This window comes from Vibrio gallaecicus (assembly GCF_024347495.1).
GTDB classification, from domain to species: Bacteria; Pseudomonadota; Gammaproteobacteria; order Enterobacterales; family Vibrionaceae; genus Vibrio; species Vibrio gallaecicus.
Genome location: NZ_AP025490.1, coordinates 2,488,402 through 2,505,571 on the forward strand (window position 1 = coordinate 2,488,402; position 17,170 = coordinate 2,505,571).

Sequence of the window (17,170 nt, forward strand, 5' to 3'; positions counted from 1 at the left end):
ATCTTCTATCTTCACGATTATTTCTTAGGAGCCTGTAATTGCATCTCTGGCATTGCTTGTTTCTTAGCCTTTATCTTTCTAATCACAAACCAAATCAACAGCCCTAAAAGGATTGCAACTACGTTTCCAACGCCAATGATAATCATATTTTTTTGTCTATCAGCTTCTCTTTGCTCTAAGATGCGTTGCTCTTCTTCTAGCTTTTTCTGTTCCGCTAAAGCCGCTTCTTGTAATCTTCTAGATTCAGCTAGATCAATTTCTTCAACCACACTATAAGTATGCTCTTGAATTGGGAACATCAACGGACGCTTAGTTGAAGCATCATTAGCAAACACTTTACCGAACCATGAATAAATCCCTAATTCACCATTAAAATTAATAGTAAGCGGGACTTTCATTTCATCAGTGCCAGCCTGACCTTGCTCATAGTAAACATATTCATCAGGCGCTTTATGTTCAATATGGACAGCTAATGTGCCAGGTTCAATCATCCCCTGCTCACCAGAAACCACCACACTATGAGGTTTTCCTTCTTTTCTGGATTGGATGAAAGTAGTCGAAATCGGCGAAGGGTAAACTAAAACTTCTTGCTCCTGAGCTCTAAGAAAGACTCCATTGCCTGAAGTAATTCGCACTCGGTATTTTCCCGGTTCGATATCAACGGGCAGAGCAACGGTAAACACTCCGTCACCAGGTATTTCATCCAAACCTTCACCGTCATCGGCAAACTCACCCATAACCATAGGAATTGGGCGAGCTTCTTTAACTAATGTGTCTTCATTTTCAACGAACTTAGTAAAAGTGACTTTAAGCTTCACCCTATCTAAGAAATCCCGCAGGACTAAAGGCTTACCATCAGAAGAAAGGCGAGCAGTAAACTTAATGTGCTCGCTTTGATAAAGCCTATTCGGGAAGTTACCCGTTTTTAGCACAAGGTGCGAAAGGAGCTTAATATTATTCTTAGGGGAAACTTTACCAACCGCCTGCCAAGGACCAGGCATAGGGTTATCAATCGAAATAATATCCATGGACGATTCTTCATACCAACGTACATTGTCGGCATTTCTCCACGAGTAATACTTTTTACCATCAGGGCGAACAAGTACAACGGGTTGAGAACTTTCCGCACGATAAATTACGAAGGTAATCTGCTCAATAGTAGGGTCAACTCGAAAAAGATTATCCAACAAACTCATTGTTGATTCAGTAGCAGCTTTTGCACCAAGGCTCATCAATAACAAACAACAGGTAACCATTACCCTCAACATATATTCTCCTACTGACGCCAGAGGCAGCTTCCGCTTTTCTCTACGATATCTAACCGATTTTGATGTTCATCTAGTTCATCGGCCGAAGCCCTTAAAACCTTTAATAGTTTTCGCCCAGTCTGTGCTCGGCGAATACTTTCTGCCCCACCATCTTGCTGACCAGCATTAAATTGCAGTGATGTTTGACCACCCGTCATTAATAAATAAACGTCGGCCAAAATCTCAGCATCGAGCAAAGCGCCGTGCAAAGTACGGTGAGAATTATCAATTCCGTATCTTTCACATAAGATATCTAGGTTGTTTCGCTTACCTGGAAATATCTTTTTTGCCATCGCTAAGGTATCGGTCACTTCACAGAAGTCACTCGTTTTGCCTATGGTTGGATCTAGCTTTTCAAACTCATAATCCATAAACCCTGTATCAAAGGGCGCATTATGAGCAACAAGCTCGGCACCATTAATAAACTCAAGAAACTCTTTATGAACATCTCGGTACAAGGGTTTATCAATCAGAAATTCATCTGTAATACCGTGAACTCCAACCGCCTCATCTTGAATCATTCGATCTGGCTTCAAATAAACGTGAAAGTGACGCCCCGTTAATTTGCGATTAATGATCTCAACGGCACCAATTTCAATGATTCGGTGACCAAGATAGTGTGGACCACTCTCGGTGTTCATACCGGTTGTTTCGGTATCGAGTACGATGATGCGCTTGTTTTTAGCGTCGGTTTGTCGTTCAGAATTGCTGCTGGTATTCATAAGGATAACTGTGTCAGACTATGCCAATAATGTGCTTAAAGTAATAGTATCAAATCATGACGAAACAAGTCGAAATTTTCACTGATGGGTCTTGTTTAGGTAACCCAGGCCCCGGTGGCTATGGTGTTGTACTTCGCTATAAAAAAGTCGAAAAGACCTTAGCAAAAGGCTATACCCTCACCACAAATAATCGCATGGAAATGCTTGCTGCTGTTGTCGGGCTAAAAGCCTTGAAAGAACCTTGCTCTGTTATTTTAACTACCGATAGCCAGTATGTTCGCCAAGGGATCACTCAATGGATACATAACTGGAAAAAGAGAGACTGGAAAACCGCAGACAAAAAACCAGTAAAAAATGCCGATTTATGGAAGCAACTTGATCAAGAAACAGCACGCCATAGCGTAGATTGGCGCTGGGTAAAAGGCCACGCGGGTCATCGCGAAAATGAAATGTGTGATGAATTAGCAAGAACCGCTGCAGAAAACCCATCTGAAGAAGATATTGGCTATCAACCCAATTAACCAGTTATCCAGCATAGAGTCTTGAATGAAAGCCGTTAGTCGGCTTTTTTATGCTTTGTAGGGTGCTGAGTTTTTTTAGGTGATAAAGACCCAGCATGCGCTGTACACCTCGTAGTCAAGCTTGCTCCTACGGGGGAAAATCGTCGTTTTAAGTGCCAGTGTGGTTTAATTGGTTTGATAGGATAAGTGCGCTTTCTCGCGACAATGAAATATTGGCTTCCGGCAGATGATGCCCAGTCACCAAGACTATTCTCTAACCAAGTCCACACCGTTTGATATTTCTTCATCGGAAATAAAGCATAGCTATCACATTGGATAACTTGATAGTTAAGTACCCCTAGCCAATCTTTCATTCGACTTGGCGTGTACATCCTTCCACTCCAAGGTAAGCTGTTTTTCCGCCATGGCATTAAGCTCGCTAAACCCGTTAAGCTAAACGGATTAAAGCCTGAGATAATCAGATAGCCATCATCCATCATCACGCGATCAACTTCTCGAAGTAATCTATGGGGGTCGTTGCTATAATCCAGTTGATGGCTGAGAACTACAACATCAAAACTTTTTTCGACAAAGGGTAAATTATAAACATCCGCAATCACATTATGTAATGGGTTCTGGATATCTAAGTTTACTTGATGTTGAATGTTACAAGTACAGCTAGCAAGCTCACTACTAAGTCCGCCGAGTTTGAGCATATGGTAACCAAAAAGTTTTGGGCACCATTCATCAAGTCTCATTTGAATTGATTCCCTTACCCATTCACCATTATGTAACTGGGACCAAGTATAAGGGCGTTCAAATTTCTTTTGGCTACGCGCGGGCTTCATCAATAATCTGTCTCACTTATTCTGTCTCACTAAAAGTGACTGGAGAACCAATAATGTTACATATCAAAAGCATACCTGCATTTAATGACAATTACATCTGGCTGATTGAAAATAGCGATCGCCGTTGTGCTGTCGTTGACCCAGGTGATGCCGCTCCAGTATTAGAGTATTTGCAAAAACATGAGCTTACTTTAGATGCAATTCTCGTTACGCACCACCACAACGATCACATTGGCGGTGTTCCAGAGTTAGTTAGACAATACCCAGGCATTGATGTCGTGGGACCAAGAAATGAACCAATTCCAACATTGACTCACCCAGTGGAAGATGGCGACCAAATTAAACTATTTGATGAAGTTTTTCTTGTACTAGGTTTAAGTGGACATACTGCAGGACATATTGGCTTTGTAGGAGACGCCAAACTCTTTTGTGGTGATGTCTTATTCTCTGCTGGATGCGGTCGTATTTTTGAAGGAACACCAAAGCAAATGTTTGACTCCCTCAATAAGATCGCAGCCTTACCTCAGGAAACTGAAGTCTATTGTGCTCATGAGTATACGGCTAGTAATGTAGCTTTTGCGTTGGCTGTTGAACCTGATAATGATCTACTTCACCAATATCGAGACAAGGTGAACCGTTTACGAGCCCAGAATCAGTCCACTATTCCTACAACACTCCGACAAGAAAAGTGGATCAATCCATTCTTACGTTATACGCAACCAAGCGTTATAAAATCAGTCTCAAATAGAACTCAAGAAACCGATCCAATCTCTGTTTTTACTGCATTACGTGAGTGGAAGAACGAATTTTAACGATTTGATACTTGTCACTCCTAGGGGGTGGCAAGTATTATCAGCAGCCGTTTATTTAAAAGGCTGTATCATGCGAGTTAAGTACAGCTGGGCATTGGCGCTTCTGCTTTCTGGTTGCCAATTAACTCAGTCAGACAATCAACAACAAGATCCCGAACCAACGAATCAACCTACGCCTGATCACGTCGTCTCATCTGAAACAACGGCTGAACCTGTTATTGAATCAAAAACTCAAATACAAGCACCGATTGTCACTCCACAAGATCAACAGGATGTATGGCAACGTATCGCGATGCAATTGGAGCTCACGGTTCCAGATCATAAAAAAGTCGACTACTACCGTACTTGGTATCTAAAACATCCCAACCATCTTCGCACAGTGTCAAAAAGAGCCGAGCCTTTTCTTTACTTAATAACAGAGAAAATTGAGCAGCGTGACCTTCCATTAGAGCTGGCTTTACTGCCTGTTGTAGAAAGCTCTTTTGATGCCTTTGCATACTCTCATGGCAGTGCTGCTGGTCTATGGCAGTTTATTCCAGGGACCGCTGAATGGTTTGGTCTAAAGCAAGATTTTTGGTACGACGGACGCCGTGATGTTGATGCATCAACGGATGCCGCGCTAGATTACCTGACTTATCTAAACAAACGTTTTGAAGGCAACTGGAACCATGCAATAGCTGCATACAACAGTGGTGGTGGTCGTGTATCAAATGCAATCAAAAGAAATAAAAAACAAGGAAAGCCAACTGATTTCTTCTCTCTAGAATTACCCAAAGAAACCAGTAGTTATGTCCCTAAACTCCTTGCTCTTGCTGATATCGTAGCCAACCAAGAAAAATATGGCTTAGAGATCCCTGCCATTGCGAACGAGCCTGTTCTTCAATTAGTGAATCCGAATGAACAACTCGATCTCGCGATTGCAGCTAAGTACGCTGATATAACCGTGAAAGAGCTACAAGGGCTAAACCCAGCGTATAACCAATGGGCGACAGCACCTGATGGTCCTCATCAACTATTGCTTCCTATCGAATCTATTGAGCGATTCAACCAACAAGTTGAAGAGAATCGCGGCAAAGGCATGAAGCTTGTTCGTTATAAAGTGCAATCTGGGGATAGCCTTAGCGTATTAGCAAACAAATACAGCACCACCAGCAAAGTGATTCGTTCTGCCAATAATATGACCAATAACAATATACGAATTGGTCAGTACCTTATGATTCCAACATCAACCAGTAACGATAATGTATATGCGTTAAGTGCATCAAACCGCTTAACAGCCACACAATCAAAATCTCGTGGGCAATATAAACTGACTCATACTGTTGAGCCTGGAGATAATTTATGGACGATTGCCAGAAAGAATAAAGTTTCACATCAGTCTCTAGCGAAATGGAATGGAATGGGACCTCGAGATACATTACGTGTCGGTCAAGAACTGGTTATTTGGAAAAACGGCTCTGACGGCGCAATAATCCGCACCGTTTTTTACAATGTACGTTCAGGAGATACTATCAGCGGAATTGCTTCAAAATTCAAAGTAAAAAGTGCTGATGTTGTTAAATGGAACAGTTTGAAAAATAAAAAATATCTGCAGCCTGGGCAAAAACTGAAGCTGTATGTTGATGTAACTAAGGTAAGTGTATGAACCCTTCAAGTAACCCGCTCGTGATGTTGTTGGATATATTCCGTTCACCAACATCTTGTTTTTTAGCGCTTCATCAACGTGGAGCTTGGGGATGGCAACCCTACATTGTATTAATATTGAGTCCATTTTTGTTTTGGGGTGCGTATTTTTCAAATGTCGATTTTACTTGGCTAAGTGCTGAGTTATCCCAACAACTTAATCCAGAGCAACTGGAACTATTAGACAGTAATACCCTACTTGCCAGTGAAATTATCAGTGATGTATTTGGTCGTACCCTTGCCGTTCTGATGCTTGCTTTTTGGTTTAACCTCGCGGCAAAGCCAAGTGTCCACCAGCACGGTTACTGGAAGTGGTTTGCAGTATCTTCAGCGGTAATGTTCCCTGCTGTATTGGGTGATATTGCAAGCTACGCCAGTTTAATACTGAAACACGGTAACGTGATGTATTATGCTGCTGATCTTAATAGTTTAAATGGTTTGATTAAGCTTCCATTGACCAATGACTGGTCTCAATTTGCAAGTTCACTACCATTGCTACTACCTTGGTATATTGTTCTAGGGTATTCAGCAGTATTGACATGGACTGAGTTTGAACGCGGTCAAGCACTTGTTATCTCAGCTTTACCTTGGGTTGGTTACTACTTGATCTGGGCTATTTATATTCTAGTTTCTTAATCAAACGATAACCTGGTCATGTAAGGTCATAAACTGTTCGCCCTCCTCGATTTGATTAGTTAACCTTCGCTGAAAAGGTCACCTGTAATGGATTATGGTCAGAAGCGTCCGAAATGGGCGCTTTTGTTTTTTTCACTTCGAGCCCACGATAAAAAACATGATCAAGTGGCAGACCGGTAACAAATTGAGTCCTATTATCAGGCTCAAACGTCACTTCCTGTAAGCCTACCTTCTTTAAAGCTCCTTTTAATACGGTAAACCTAGCTTCACTCCAACTATTAAAATCCCCAGCAAAAATAATTGGTCCCTTATGAACTAGTAACTGATTAGTCAGAACATCTAACTGTTCAAAATAGTCTTCTGTACCAAACGTAAAATTAACAGAATGGATATTAACAACAGCCAATTTTTGCCCGTCACTCAGTTGATATAATGTCCACAAAGCTGATTTAGGTAACTGTAACCACGGCTCTTCATGCGTATAAGCACACGCTTTAATTGGCAAGACTGATGCAAGGTTAAGCACTCCCGCTTGTGTATTAAAAGCTTCAAATGCATTCACTTGGTTTACTCTCCACTCGGAGCTACTAATGTAACTTCTCAGCTCATCGGTCATGCTCGCTTCTTGTAATAAGATCAGCTGGCGATCTTTAGAGAGCTCCTCTAAAGCCTCCTGCCAATTCACTTTATTTTGCTTATAGATATTCCATACTAAGATCGATAAGCCATTAGATACATCAAGAGACTGAGGGGATGATTGAGTAAAACAGCTGTGCTCTGCCACGCCGATTTCATTTAATAAAGAAGAAGCGGTTCGATTTGAGTTTGAGTTTGAGTTTGAGTTTGAGTTTGAGTTTGAGTTAGTGATGATATTTAGCTGTACTTGAGAAGGGACGGTAAAAACAGCTTTGAAAGAAATAAAACTAACAAGAATAATAAGAGCAGCTAAACACGTTAATTTTTTGAGCATAGGTCGATCTACTTAGGAAAGAAAAAGGAGCGATAAACGCTCCTTTCAATAATTCATTTTAAACAGCGTCTTCGTCTTCTTCGCCAGTACGAATACGAACTACACGCTCAACTTCAGTAATGAAGATTTTGCCATCTCCAATTTTTCCAGTTTGAGCTGTTTCAATGATGGTATCCACGCATTGATCTGCAACATCATCTGTCACAACAATTTCTAGTTTTACTTTCGGCAAAAAATCAACCATGTACTCGGCGCCACGATATAATTCTGTATGTCCTTTTTGACGTCCAAAGCCTTTAACTTCTGATACTGTCATGCCTGTAATGCCTACTTCAGCTAACGCTTCACGTACGTCATCCAGCTTAAATGGCTTGATGATGGCTTCAATTTTTTTCATGTTCATCCCTTAAACTCTACGAATATGACTATTATCGGATAGCTATACTAAACATTCAATCAAAAAAGCCAGAGCATAAAGGCTCTGGCTTCCAAAATAATTCATAAATCATAACAGCTTATATAACCATTACGGCTGCCTTTTAGGACAACGTAAAGCTAAGTTACTTCAAACTTGAGTAATACGCCGCTAAATTTGCAATATCTGCATCATTAAGCATAGAAGCCTGAGCTTGCATAACTACGGCTAAACCACCATTACGCTGCTTTGTTTTGTAGGCATTCATTGAAGAAACTAGGTATTGCTCATTCTGACCTTTAAGATTAGGGTAGCCTGGGATAACAGCAATACCGTCAGCTCCGTGACATGCTGCACAAATAGCAGCCTTTGCTTGTCCAGCTGCAACATCACCAGCTGCGAGAGCGTTACCACTTAATAAGCCAAAACCCAAAACCAATCCAAGAGTAATTTTTTTCATTGCTCATTCCATTATTTATTTTTATATAAGATTAAGAGTAATTGTGACATAAATAAAAGTCACTTACTCCAAAGAACCTCACAATCTTGACCTTGATATTTTTGGTCAACAAACACTCCAAGAACAGCAACGACATTTTCACCATCCATAACAATCGGCGTTCGTCTTCTTAACCAACTCGGCACATTATATTCTTGGAATAGTTTCTTCATCTTACGACTATGATTACGCCCAACAGGGTGTGCTACTAAACCTTCAGGGTTAAATATTACCCGCAAACATTCCGCATCTTTTATAACATCAAGCGACAACATTCCAACGCTATCCATTTTATGCTTTCCAAACTTATTTTCGTCAGTTTGTAAGCATATTGAACCGATACGGTCAGGCAATGAGATTAGTTCATTCAGCGAAATTGATTGAGACCAATTTGTGATGTCCTTAGCATTTTTTACTGCATATAATCGCCCTGAATAGCGTCGAATTTCTACACTATTCAATATAAATTTGGGGTTAGCATCATGCTTTGCTTCTGCCACTTCATCCCAAATCAACTGTAGCTGCGTTCTACTTGGCATGGTAAAACCTAATTTTGCCAGCCACATTCGAATTAAGCGTGCACGTAATAACGTCGTTTGATTTTCAAGAAACGTAATATCTAAGCTCTGATCCAGATGATAAGCCTGAGAAAATTGTGGGGCTAAAAGCTCATCAAGTAATTGCTCTTGTTCAGCACATAACTGTGCACTGCGTTGAACTGAAGCACTAAAGCTGGACCACCTTTGTTGGAAGCGAGGAGCAATTTCATGGCGTATAAAGTTTCTGTCAAATCGTAAATCAGTGTTACTTTCATCCTCTACCCAGCTTAAACCTTGCTGATGAGCGAATGCTTCTATATCTGTACGTGAAGCTGCCAAAAGAGGTCTTACTATAAAGGCGTTTCTAAACGGCATTATTTGCGCCATTGAAGAAAGCCCTTTAGGTCCACTTCCTCGCTTTAGCGCTAATAGAAACGTTTCGACCTGATCATCACTGTGCTGCCCTGTAAGAAGAAAATCACCATCATCAAGATATTGGCTAAGTACTTTGTATCTTGCATCTCTTGCTAGTTTTTCTAAACTTTCCCCTGAATTCTCATCTAATGTCACTTTCTCTATAAAAAACGAAATTCCTAATTGATCACACCAAGTTGAGCATTGCTCCGCCCATTCATCGGCATGAGCACTCAGACCGTGATGTACATGTACAGCAATCACTGCAATTGACGGGAACGTTTTTTGATATCTCGAGCTCAACTCAAGCAACACTCTTGAATCGACGCCACCACTAAACGCAATCACAATACGCTTTGGTTGGTGAGTGATAGATTGCATTGCTAATGTAAATGTCTCAAACAAACTCGACATGAAACGCCCTAGAAGTGACTAAAATTAAATAAAGAATAGTTTTAATAATAAAAAAGGGCTGGCACTGAGTCCAACCCTTTCATTCTATCGCTGATTTATATTATTTCTTGATCACCAATACTACTCGATGAACAATGCGACTTGACGATCAATAGTACTTGATGATCAGCAGTAACCGTAACTCATTAAGCGCTGGTAACGACGCTCTAACAAATCATCATTATCAAATTGCTCTAGCTCTTCTAGTTGCTTAACTAGCGTCGCTTTCATATTCTCAGCCATTTGAATAGGGTCACGGTGTGCACCGCCTAATGGCTCAGGAATAATTTCGTCAATCAACTCTAACTCTTTTAAACGCGGAGCGATCAAACCCATAGCTTCCGCCGCTTGTGGCGCTTTATCAGAATCACGCCATAAGATTGAAGCACAACCTTCTGGAGAAATTACCGAGTAAGTTGAGTATTGAAGCATATTGACGTAGTCACCTACACCAATTGCAAGTGCGCCACCAGAACCACCTTCACCAACAACATTACAAATAACTGGGACTTTTAGACCAGCCATTACTTTTAAGTTTTTAGCGATCGCTTCTGATTGCCCACGCTCTTCAGCATCAACACCAGGATATGCACCAGCTGTGTCAATAAACGTAATGATTGGCATATTAAAACGTTCTGCTGTTTCCATTAAGCGCAAAGCTTTGCGGTAACCTTCAGGTTTCGGCATACCGAAATTACGTTTTACTTTTTCTTTTGTCTCGCGACCTTTCTGATGACCAATAACCATCACAGGACGACCATTCAGACGAGCCATACCACCGACAATCGCTTTGTCGTCAGCAAAAGCACGGTCACCCGCAAGCTCTTCAAATTCAGTAAAAGCGTGCTCTAAATAATCTAAAGTATATGGACGCTGTGGGTGACGAGCCAATTGAGCGACTTGCCAAGCACCTAAGTCACTAAATACTTTTTGTTTAAGCTCTAAGCTTTTTTTCTCTAGTTGTGCGATTTCTTTGTCTAGATCTACCGCTGTGTCACCACCATGACGAGAAACGTCACGTAGCGCTTCAATTTTTGCTTCAAGTTCAGCGATAGGCTTTTCAAATTCTAGAAAGTTCAGGCTCATCTATGAATCCTTGTTGATTCAGCTCTCAAGTAAGTGGAGCTAAATTTAGTTAAATTCGAGTTCTACTTGGTTATTTCCAAGCAGCTGTTTTAATTCATCAAGCAATGTATCACTTGGCGTTACACGCCATTCTGTGCCCAAAGTTAACCGCGCTCTAGCGTCGGCACGCTGGTAGTATACATTGACTGGGACTGTTCCGGCTCTATACGGTTCTAAGATTTGACCAAAGCGTTCAAAAAATTGACCCGTTATTTGGGATTCTTCAATTGATATTGATAATCCTCGAGCATATTTTTCGCGGGCGCTTCCTAAGTCCATCACCTCGCGCGCGGACATTTTAAGGCCACCGTTGAAGTCATCAAAGCTGACCTGTCCAGAAACGACCACAATTTTGTCTTTTTCTAGTAATTCTGCGTACCTATCTAAGGCATCAGAGAATAACATGACTTCCATTCGGCCTGATCGGTCATCTAAAGTCATCAATCCGATACGAGTTCCACGCTTTGTCGTCATGACTCGCGCGGCAATAACTAAACCTGCGATGGTCAGTGATTGATCTCGTCTTGTTGGAGTTGCATCATTTAAGCGACAGCTCGTATATTTAGCTAACTCTTTAATATACGCATTAACTGGGTGACCGGTTAAGTATAAGCCCAGTGTCTCGCGTTCCCCTTCTAGCCATACTTTTTCAGGCCATTTGAGAACTTGCGTATATTTATGTTCCACTTCTTCTGGCGCATCAGTTAACACACCAAACATATCCGATTGACCGAAAGATTCAGCATGATGATGCTGGCTCGCCGCTTTCACCGCATCTTTAAGTGATGCCATCATTGCAGCTCGGTGAGGACCTAATCTATCAAGCGCGCCCGAATAAATCAGCTTTTCTATCACACGCTTGTTAACTTTTTTCAAGTCAATGCGAGCACAGAAATCAAATAGGTCTTTAAAATACCCGCCTTTTTCTCTAGCTTCAATGATCGCTTCAATCGGACCTTCACCTACACCTTTGATAGCTCCGATACCGTAAACAATCGCTCCTTCTTCATCAACATTGAATCGATAAAGTCCTGAGTTAATATCTGGTGGAAGCAGCTTGAGCTTCATTCTGATACATTCATCAACTAAGCCGATTACTTTCTCTGTGTTATCCATATCAGCAGTCATTACTGCAGCCATGAATTCAGCAGGGTAATGCGTTTTTAACCATAATGTTTGATACGAAACCAGTGCGTAAGCCGCTGAGTGAGATTTATTAAAGCCGTAACCTGCGAATTTTTCTACTAAGTCGAAGATCTTCATCGACAGTTCGCCATCTACACCGTTTGCTATTGCACCATCTTTGAAAGTGCCACGCTGCTTTGCCATTTCTTCAGGCTTTTTCTTACCCATCGCACGACGTAGCATATCTGCGCCACCTAGCGTATAACCCGCTAAGATCTGTGCAATTTGCATTACCTGTTCTTGGTATAGAATGATTCCGTATGTCGGATCCAATGTTTCTTTTAGTGATTCGTGCTGCCACGTTTCATCAGGATAAGAAACCGCTTCTCTACCATGTTTACGGTCGATAAAGTTATCTACCATGCCTGATTGCAGTGGACCAGGACGGAATAAAGCTACCAATGCGATAATATCTTCAAAACAGTCTGGTTGAAGGCGCTTGATCAGATCTTTCATACCACGAGATTCCAATTGGAATACAGCCGTAGTTTCAGAGTTTTGCAAAAGGTTAAATGACGCTTGATCATCTAGAGGAATCGAGTCTATTCGTATAGGGTCTTTCCCTTCTTTAGCCAAGCGAGGGTTAACCAAACCTAAAGCCCAATCGATGATGGTAAGTGTACGTAAACCTAAGAAATCGAACTTAACTAAGCCCGCCGTTTCTACATCATTCTTATCAAATTGAGTAACCGGGAAGTTGCCTTCCGCGTCGGCATAAATTGGGGCAAAATCAGTGATCGTGGTGGGTGAAATTACAACACCACCAGCATGTTTGCCTGCGTTTCGCGTACAACCTTCTAGAATCCGGCACTTATCGATCAGTTCACGAACTTCTTCATCACCATCATAAAGCTCAGGCAATGCGGGTTCTGCTAGAAATGCTTTTTCTAGAGTCATGCCAGGATCAGGCGGAACCAGTTTTGAAATTCGGTCAACGAAACCAAATGGATGACCAAGCACACGACCCACATCTCGGATTACCGCTTTTGCAGCCATAGTACCGAACGTGATGATCTGGGATACCGCATCTCGACCATACATTTCAGCTACGTGATCAATAACTTGATCACGCTTATCCATGCAGAAATCGATATCGAAATCTGGCATAGATACACGTTCTGGGTTCAAGAAACGTTCGAAGAGGAGATCATATTCAAGTGGATCAAGGTCTGTGATATCAAGAGCATAAGCAACCAAAGAACCAGCACCAGAACCTCGTCCAGGTCCTACAGGTACATCATTGTCTTTTGACCATTGGATGAATTCCATTACGATCAAAAAGTACCCTGGGAACCCCATGTTATTGACAACTTCAAGTTCTATTTTTAGGCGGTCGTCGTATTCAGGTCTGCGTTCTTCACGGACTTTTTCATCTGGAAATAAGAACGCCAAACGTCGTTCTAAACCTTCTTCTGATTTTTTGATTAAGAAGTCTTCAATTGCCAAACCTTCGGTAGGAAAGTTTGGTAGAAAGTATTCACCTAACCTAACTGTCACATTACAGCGCTTAGCAATCTCAACACTATTTTCTAAAGCTTCAGGAATATCAGAAAACAGTTCGCACATCTCTTCTTCAGTTCGAAGGTATTGCTGCGGGCTGTAGTTCTTAGGTCGGCGAGGATCAACAATGGTATAGCCGTCATGAATCGCAACACGAATTTCATGTGCGTCAAATAGGTCTTCTGTTAGAAAAACAACTTCATTGGTAGCAACCACAGGAAGTTCAGTTTGCTCTGCCAACTCTAGGGCAAAATGCAGATAAGACTCTTCGTCTGGGCGTCCAGTTCGAATTAATTCAAGGTAGAAGCGATCGGCAAAATGTGTTTGATAAAACTCAACACAGCTTTCAGCCAATTCTTGGTTACCTTTTAAAAGAGCTTTACCAATTTCACCTTCTTTAGCACCAGATAAAATGATCAGCCCTTCTGCATTCTCAACCAACCATTCTTTATCTATGACAGGTTGATGCTGAACATGACCTCTCAAATAGGCTTTAGAAATCAATAATGTGAGGTTGTTATAACCTTTATTGTCGGTAGCTAATACTGTGAGCTTAGTAAGCTCCTCACCAAATTCAGCGGATTGCATTAAGAAATCTGCACCAATGATTGGCTTAACCCCACACCCATGGGCAGTACCGTAAAACTTCACCAAACCACAAAGGTTAGTGAAGTCGGTAAGAGCTAATGCTGGCATGCCCATTTCAGCGACTTTTTTAACAAGGGGTGGCACTTTAGAGAGACCATCCACCATTGAAAAATCACTGTGTACGCGCAGGTGAACAAATTTCGGATCTGACATTATTATTCCTGAGTTCTAGACGTTCTCGCCTAGGGTTCTAACTGGGTGTATTCTATTTTTTTACGTACTGGCTAAACAAGGTTAATCTAAACCTAAAATACGCTTAACCGGTTTAAAACTTTTACGGTAATGCTCGGTTACGCCATGTTTCTCAATTGCTTCAAAATGCGCTTTAGTCGGATAACCTTTATGCTTAGCAAAGCCAAACTCCGGGTGCAGCTTATCTAATTCTTCCATCTCTTGGTCACGAACTACTTTCGCAATAATTGAAGCGGCACTGATTTCCGCGACTCTTAAATCGCCTTTTACAACGGCAATACCATCCATTGGTAAATCAGGTACCCTATTACCATCAATTAAAGCAAGATCAGGCTGAGTAGCTAACCCTGCTATCGCTCTTTGCATTGCGATCATGGTTGCTTGCAAAATGTTCCATTCGTCAATTTCTTGTGGAGAACATCGTCCAACAGACCAAGCTAACGCCTTTTCTTTGATCTCTGGGAAAAGGGCCAGTCGCTTCTTCTCAGAGAGCTTTTTGGAGTCATTCAACCCTTCAATTGGGTTGTTTGGATCAAGAATAACAGCAGCAGTCACAACATCCCCGACCAGAGGACCTCTTCCAACTTCATCAATACCAGCAATCAGCTGATAACCTGATGGATATTCAAAAGGTGGAAGTTCTTTTTTATCTTTCGCTGCCATTTTATTTCTCTATTAATTTTAGAACTGCGTTCGCAGCTTGTTGGTCGGCATCTTTTTTGATCCATTGATGCATTTCAGTAAACTTCGCTATCAATTCAGAATTATCATTAGAAAGCACTTTATCCATTGCTGGGTATAAGAAGTCTGGGTGACACTCTTCTTGAATGAACTCTTTAACTAACTCTTCACCGGCTAGAACATTTGGAAGAGACACAAACTCTGTAATCGACAACTTCTGAGCTATCCACCCAGTGAGTTTATTAACTTGATAACCCACAACCATAGGGCGTTTGATCAACATACATTCTAATGCAACAGTTCCTGATGCAAGCAATACCGCATCTGCTGCTGTGATGACATTACGCGCCGTATCTTCAACGATCACAAAATCTAATTCAGGGGCTGTTGCTCGCCAAATATCTATAAACTGCTGTTTACGCTTTTCATTAACGGCTGCAACTACAAAACCTATCTCGGGATATTTTTGCTGAATGCGTTGGCAAGTTTCAATAAATGGCTTAGCAATTAATGCTACTTCACCACCACGGCTGCCTGGTAAAACGGCTACCCACTGCTTGTCAGTTTCTAACTGTAAGTATTCACGAGCTTGGTGTTTGTCCGACTGTAATGGAATCGCATCAGCTAATGTATGACCAATAAACTCACATGCAACGTTATATTTGTCGTAGAAAGCCTTTTCAAAGGGTAAAAATGCAAGAACCAGATCCGTTGCTTTATCAATTTTGAAAATTCGCTTCGGACGCCAAGCCCACACTGAAGGGCTCACATAATGAACCGTCTTTATACCCGCATTTTTCAAATCTAATTCTAGTCTCAGATTAAAATCAGGAGCATCGATACCAACAAAAACGTCTGGTGGGTTTTGAGTAAAATACTTAACCAGTTCGGCCTTAACTTTCAGCAGCCTAGGCAGTCGACCTAATACCTCAACTAACCCCATAACAGCTAACTCTTCCATATCAAAAAGAGAGTCGCAGCCTAACGCATTCATTTTAGGACCACCGATACCAACAAACTCTGCGTTAGGGTATTTAGATTTGATCGCTTTGATGAAACCTTCACCTAGGGTATCCCCAGAAAGTTCACCCACGACGATACCAACTCTTATTGGTCTAGAGTCTACATTAATGTCTGCAGATAATGTTTGAGACTGCTGCTGTGTCATTGTTCTTCCTAAATTCATCCAAGCTTAAAACAAAAAAGATCGCTCAATAGTAGGCGATCTTTTCTTTACTCCAATTCAAATCGCTATCGAATAATACCGCGTTCTGAACTTTCAAGCATATCCAACATAGGGGTAATTGAAGGAAATTCTTCTGCCATCTCAGTAAGAGTGACCTTAGCTTCCTCTAAAGTTTTACCTGAACGGTATAACTCTTTGTACGCTTTCTGTAGTGCTCGGATTTCTGGTTTCTCAAAACCGTTACGCTTCAAGCCCACTAGGTTAAGACCAAATGGCGCTGCATGGTTACCCTGCGCAAGCACGTACGGTAGTACATCTTGAACAACCGCAGAACAACCGCCAATGTACGCATAAGCGCCAATTGAACAGAACGGGTGAATCGCAGAAAGAGCCATCACACCAGCGTAATCACCAACTGTAACGTGACCACCAAGGATAGCGTTGTTACCAATGTGAGTGTGGTTACCAACGATTACATCGTGCGCTACGTGAGCATTTACACAAAGTAAGTTGTCGTCACCAATCACTGTGGTTGCTTTGTCTTGAGTCGTACCACGGTGGATCTGAACGGCTTCACGAATCACGTTACGATCGCCGATCACTACCGTTGTTTCTTCGCCACCGTATTTTTTATCTTGGTTTTCTTCGCCGATAACCGCATTAGGGAAAATTCGGTTCTCTTTACCAATCGTAGTGTGACCTTTGATTACAACATGTGACATCACTTCAGTGTCATCACCAATCGTTACATTACCCGCAATATAAGTAAATGGACCTACAGACACATTAGCACCAATAGTCACATCACCTTCAATTACGGCTGCTGGATGAATTTTTGCGGTTTCATGAATCATA

Annotated in this window: 15 protein-coding genes and 1 pseudogene; 4 read left to right on the top strand and 12 right to left on the bottom strand. The window is 41.6% G+C overall.

Translation table 11 applies throughout. The features are described 5' to 3' along the window. Positions 1-17: 17 nt before the first annotated feature. Both OCU78_RS10700 and dnaQ read right to left on the bottom strand, forming a co-directional pair. On the bottom strand, positions 18-1,268 hold the full coding sequence (locus OCU78_RS10700) for a TIGR03503 family protein (protein ID WP_137373582.1): 1,251 nt from the start codon (positions 1,266-1,268) through the stop codon (positions 18-20). Between the two features lie 8 nt (positions 1,269-1,276). Next, positions 1,277-2,029 carry a DNA polymerase III subunit epsilon gene (dnaQ, locus tag OCU78_RS10705; RefSeq protein ID WP_137373581.1) on the bottom strand — a complete coding sequence of 251 codons (753 nt, stop codon included), beginning with the start codon at positions 2,027-2,029 and terminating at the stop codon, positions 1,277-1,279. 56 nt (positions 2,030-2,085) lie between these two features. On the opposite strand from dnaQ, the gene rnhA reads away from it, so the two are divergent. Then, positions 2,086-2,550: a ribonuclease HI gene (gene rnhA, locus OCU78_RS10710; protein WP_137373580.1), complete on the top strand. Its 465-nt coding sequence runs from the start codon at positions 2,086-2,088 to the stop codon at positions 2,548-2,550. Positions 2,551-2,585: 35 nt separating this feature from the next. On the opposite strand, the gene OCU78_RS10715 is transcribed toward rnhA, so the two are convergent. Then, a complete protein-coding gene (locus OCU78_RS10715; protein ID WP_137373579.1) occupies positions 2,586-3,377 on the bottom strand; it encodes a class I SAM-dependent methyltransferase in 792 nt (263 codons plus the stop codon). Between the two features lie 53 nt (positions 3,378-3,430). On the opposite strand from OCU78_RS10715, the gene gloB reads away from it, so the two are divergent. From gloB to OCU78_RS10730, 3 genes and pseudogenes are all read left to right on the top strand, one after another. Then, positions 3,431-4,189 (top strand): hydroxyacylglutathione hydrolase, encoded by a 759-nt coding sequence (gene gloB, locus OCU78_RS10720; RefSeq protein ID WP_137373578.1) that lies wholly within the window; start codon positions 3,431-3,433, stop codon positions 4,187-4,189. A 244-nt stretch (positions 4,190-4,433) separates the two neighbouring features. Continuing rightward, positions 4,434-5,834, top strand: a pseudogene (locus tag OCU78_RS10725) (LysM peptidoglycan-binding domain-containing protein); the annotation flags it as partial. Further along, on the top strand, positions 5,831-6,508 hold the full coding sequence (locus tag OCU78_RS10730; protein ID WP_137373576.1) for a YIP1 family protein: 678 nt from the start codon (positions 5,831-5,833) through the stop codon (positions 6,506-6,508). The pseudogene OCU78_RS10725 and the gene OCU78_RS10730, both read left to right, overlap by 4 nt. Before the next feature lie 55 nt (positions 6,509-6,563). Here the strand turns inward: OCU78_RS10730 and OCU78_RS10735 are convergent, their stop codons facing one another. The 9 genes from OCU78_RS10735 to lpxA form a co-directional block, all read right to left on the bottom strand. Then, positions 6,564-7,478 carry an endonuclease/exonuclease/phosphatase family protein gene (locus OCU78_RS10735; protein WP_137373575.1) on the bottom strand — a complete coding sequence of 305 codons (915 nt, stop codon included), beginning with the start codon at positions 7,476-7,478 and terminating at the stop codon, positions 6,564-6,566. A 58-nt stretch (positions 7,479-7,536) separates the two neighbouring features. Next, positions 7,537-7,875, bottom strand: a complete 339-nt coding sequence (glnB, locus tag OCU78_RS10740) for a nitrogen regulatory protein P-II (protein ID WP_167494036.1) — start codon at positions 7,873-7,875, stop codon at positions 7,537-7,539. 163 nt (positions 7,876-8,038) lie between these two features. Beyond that, the gene (locus OCU78_RS10745) at positions 8,039-8,353 is read right to left on the bottom strand and encodes a c-type cytochrome (RefSeq protein WP_137373573.1); all 315 of its coding nucleotides are present in this window, start codon (positions 8,351-8,353) and stop codon (positions 8,039-8,041) included. A 59-nt stretch (positions 8,354-8,412) separates the two neighbouring features. Next, a complete protein-coding gene (gene tilS, locus OCU78_RS10750; RefSeq protein WP_137373572.1) occupies positions 8,413-9,759 on the bottom strand; it encodes a tRNA lysidine(34) synthetase TilS in 1,347 nt (448 codons plus the stop codon). A gap of 165 nt (positions 9,760-9,924) precedes the next feature. Then, entirely contained in the window at positions 9,925-10,884 is a 960-nt protein-coding gene (gene accA, locus OCU78_RS10755; RefSeq protein ID WP_137373571.1) for an acetyl-CoA carboxylase carboxyl transferase subunit alpha, read from the bottom strand. 45 nt (positions 10,885-10,929) lie between these two features. Continuing rightward, the gene (dnaE, locus tag OCU78_RS10760; RefSeq protein ID WP_137373570.1) at positions 10,930-14,409 is read right to left on the bottom strand and encodes a DNA polymerase III subunit alpha; all 3,480 of its coding nucleotides are present in this window, start codon (positions 14,407-14,409) and stop codon (positions 10,930-10,932) included. Between the two features lie 81 nt (positions 14,410-14,490). Continuing rightward, positions 14,491-15,111, bottom strand: coding sequence for a ribonuclease HII (gene rnhB / locus OCU78_RS10765; protein WP_137373569.1), 621 nt, complete (start codon positions 15,109-15,111; stop codon positions 14,491-14,493). A gap of 1 nt (position 15,112) precedes the next feature. Beyond that, positions 15,113-16,297: a lipid-A-disaccharide synthase gene (lpxB, locus tag OCU78_RS10770; RefSeq protein WP_137373568.1), complete on the bottom strand. Its 1,185-nt coding sequence runs from the start codon at positions 16,295-16,297 to the stop codon at positions 15,113-15,115. Positions 16,298-16,380: 83 nt separating this feature from the next. Continuing rightward, positions 16,381-17,169, bottom strand: coding sequence for an acyl-ACP--UDP-N-acetylglucosamine O-acyltransferase (gene lpxA / locus OCU78_RS10775; protein ID WP_137373567.1), 789 nt, complete (start codon positions 17,167-17,169; stop codon positions 16,381-16,383). Between the last annotated feature and the right edge of the window lies 1 nt (position 17,170).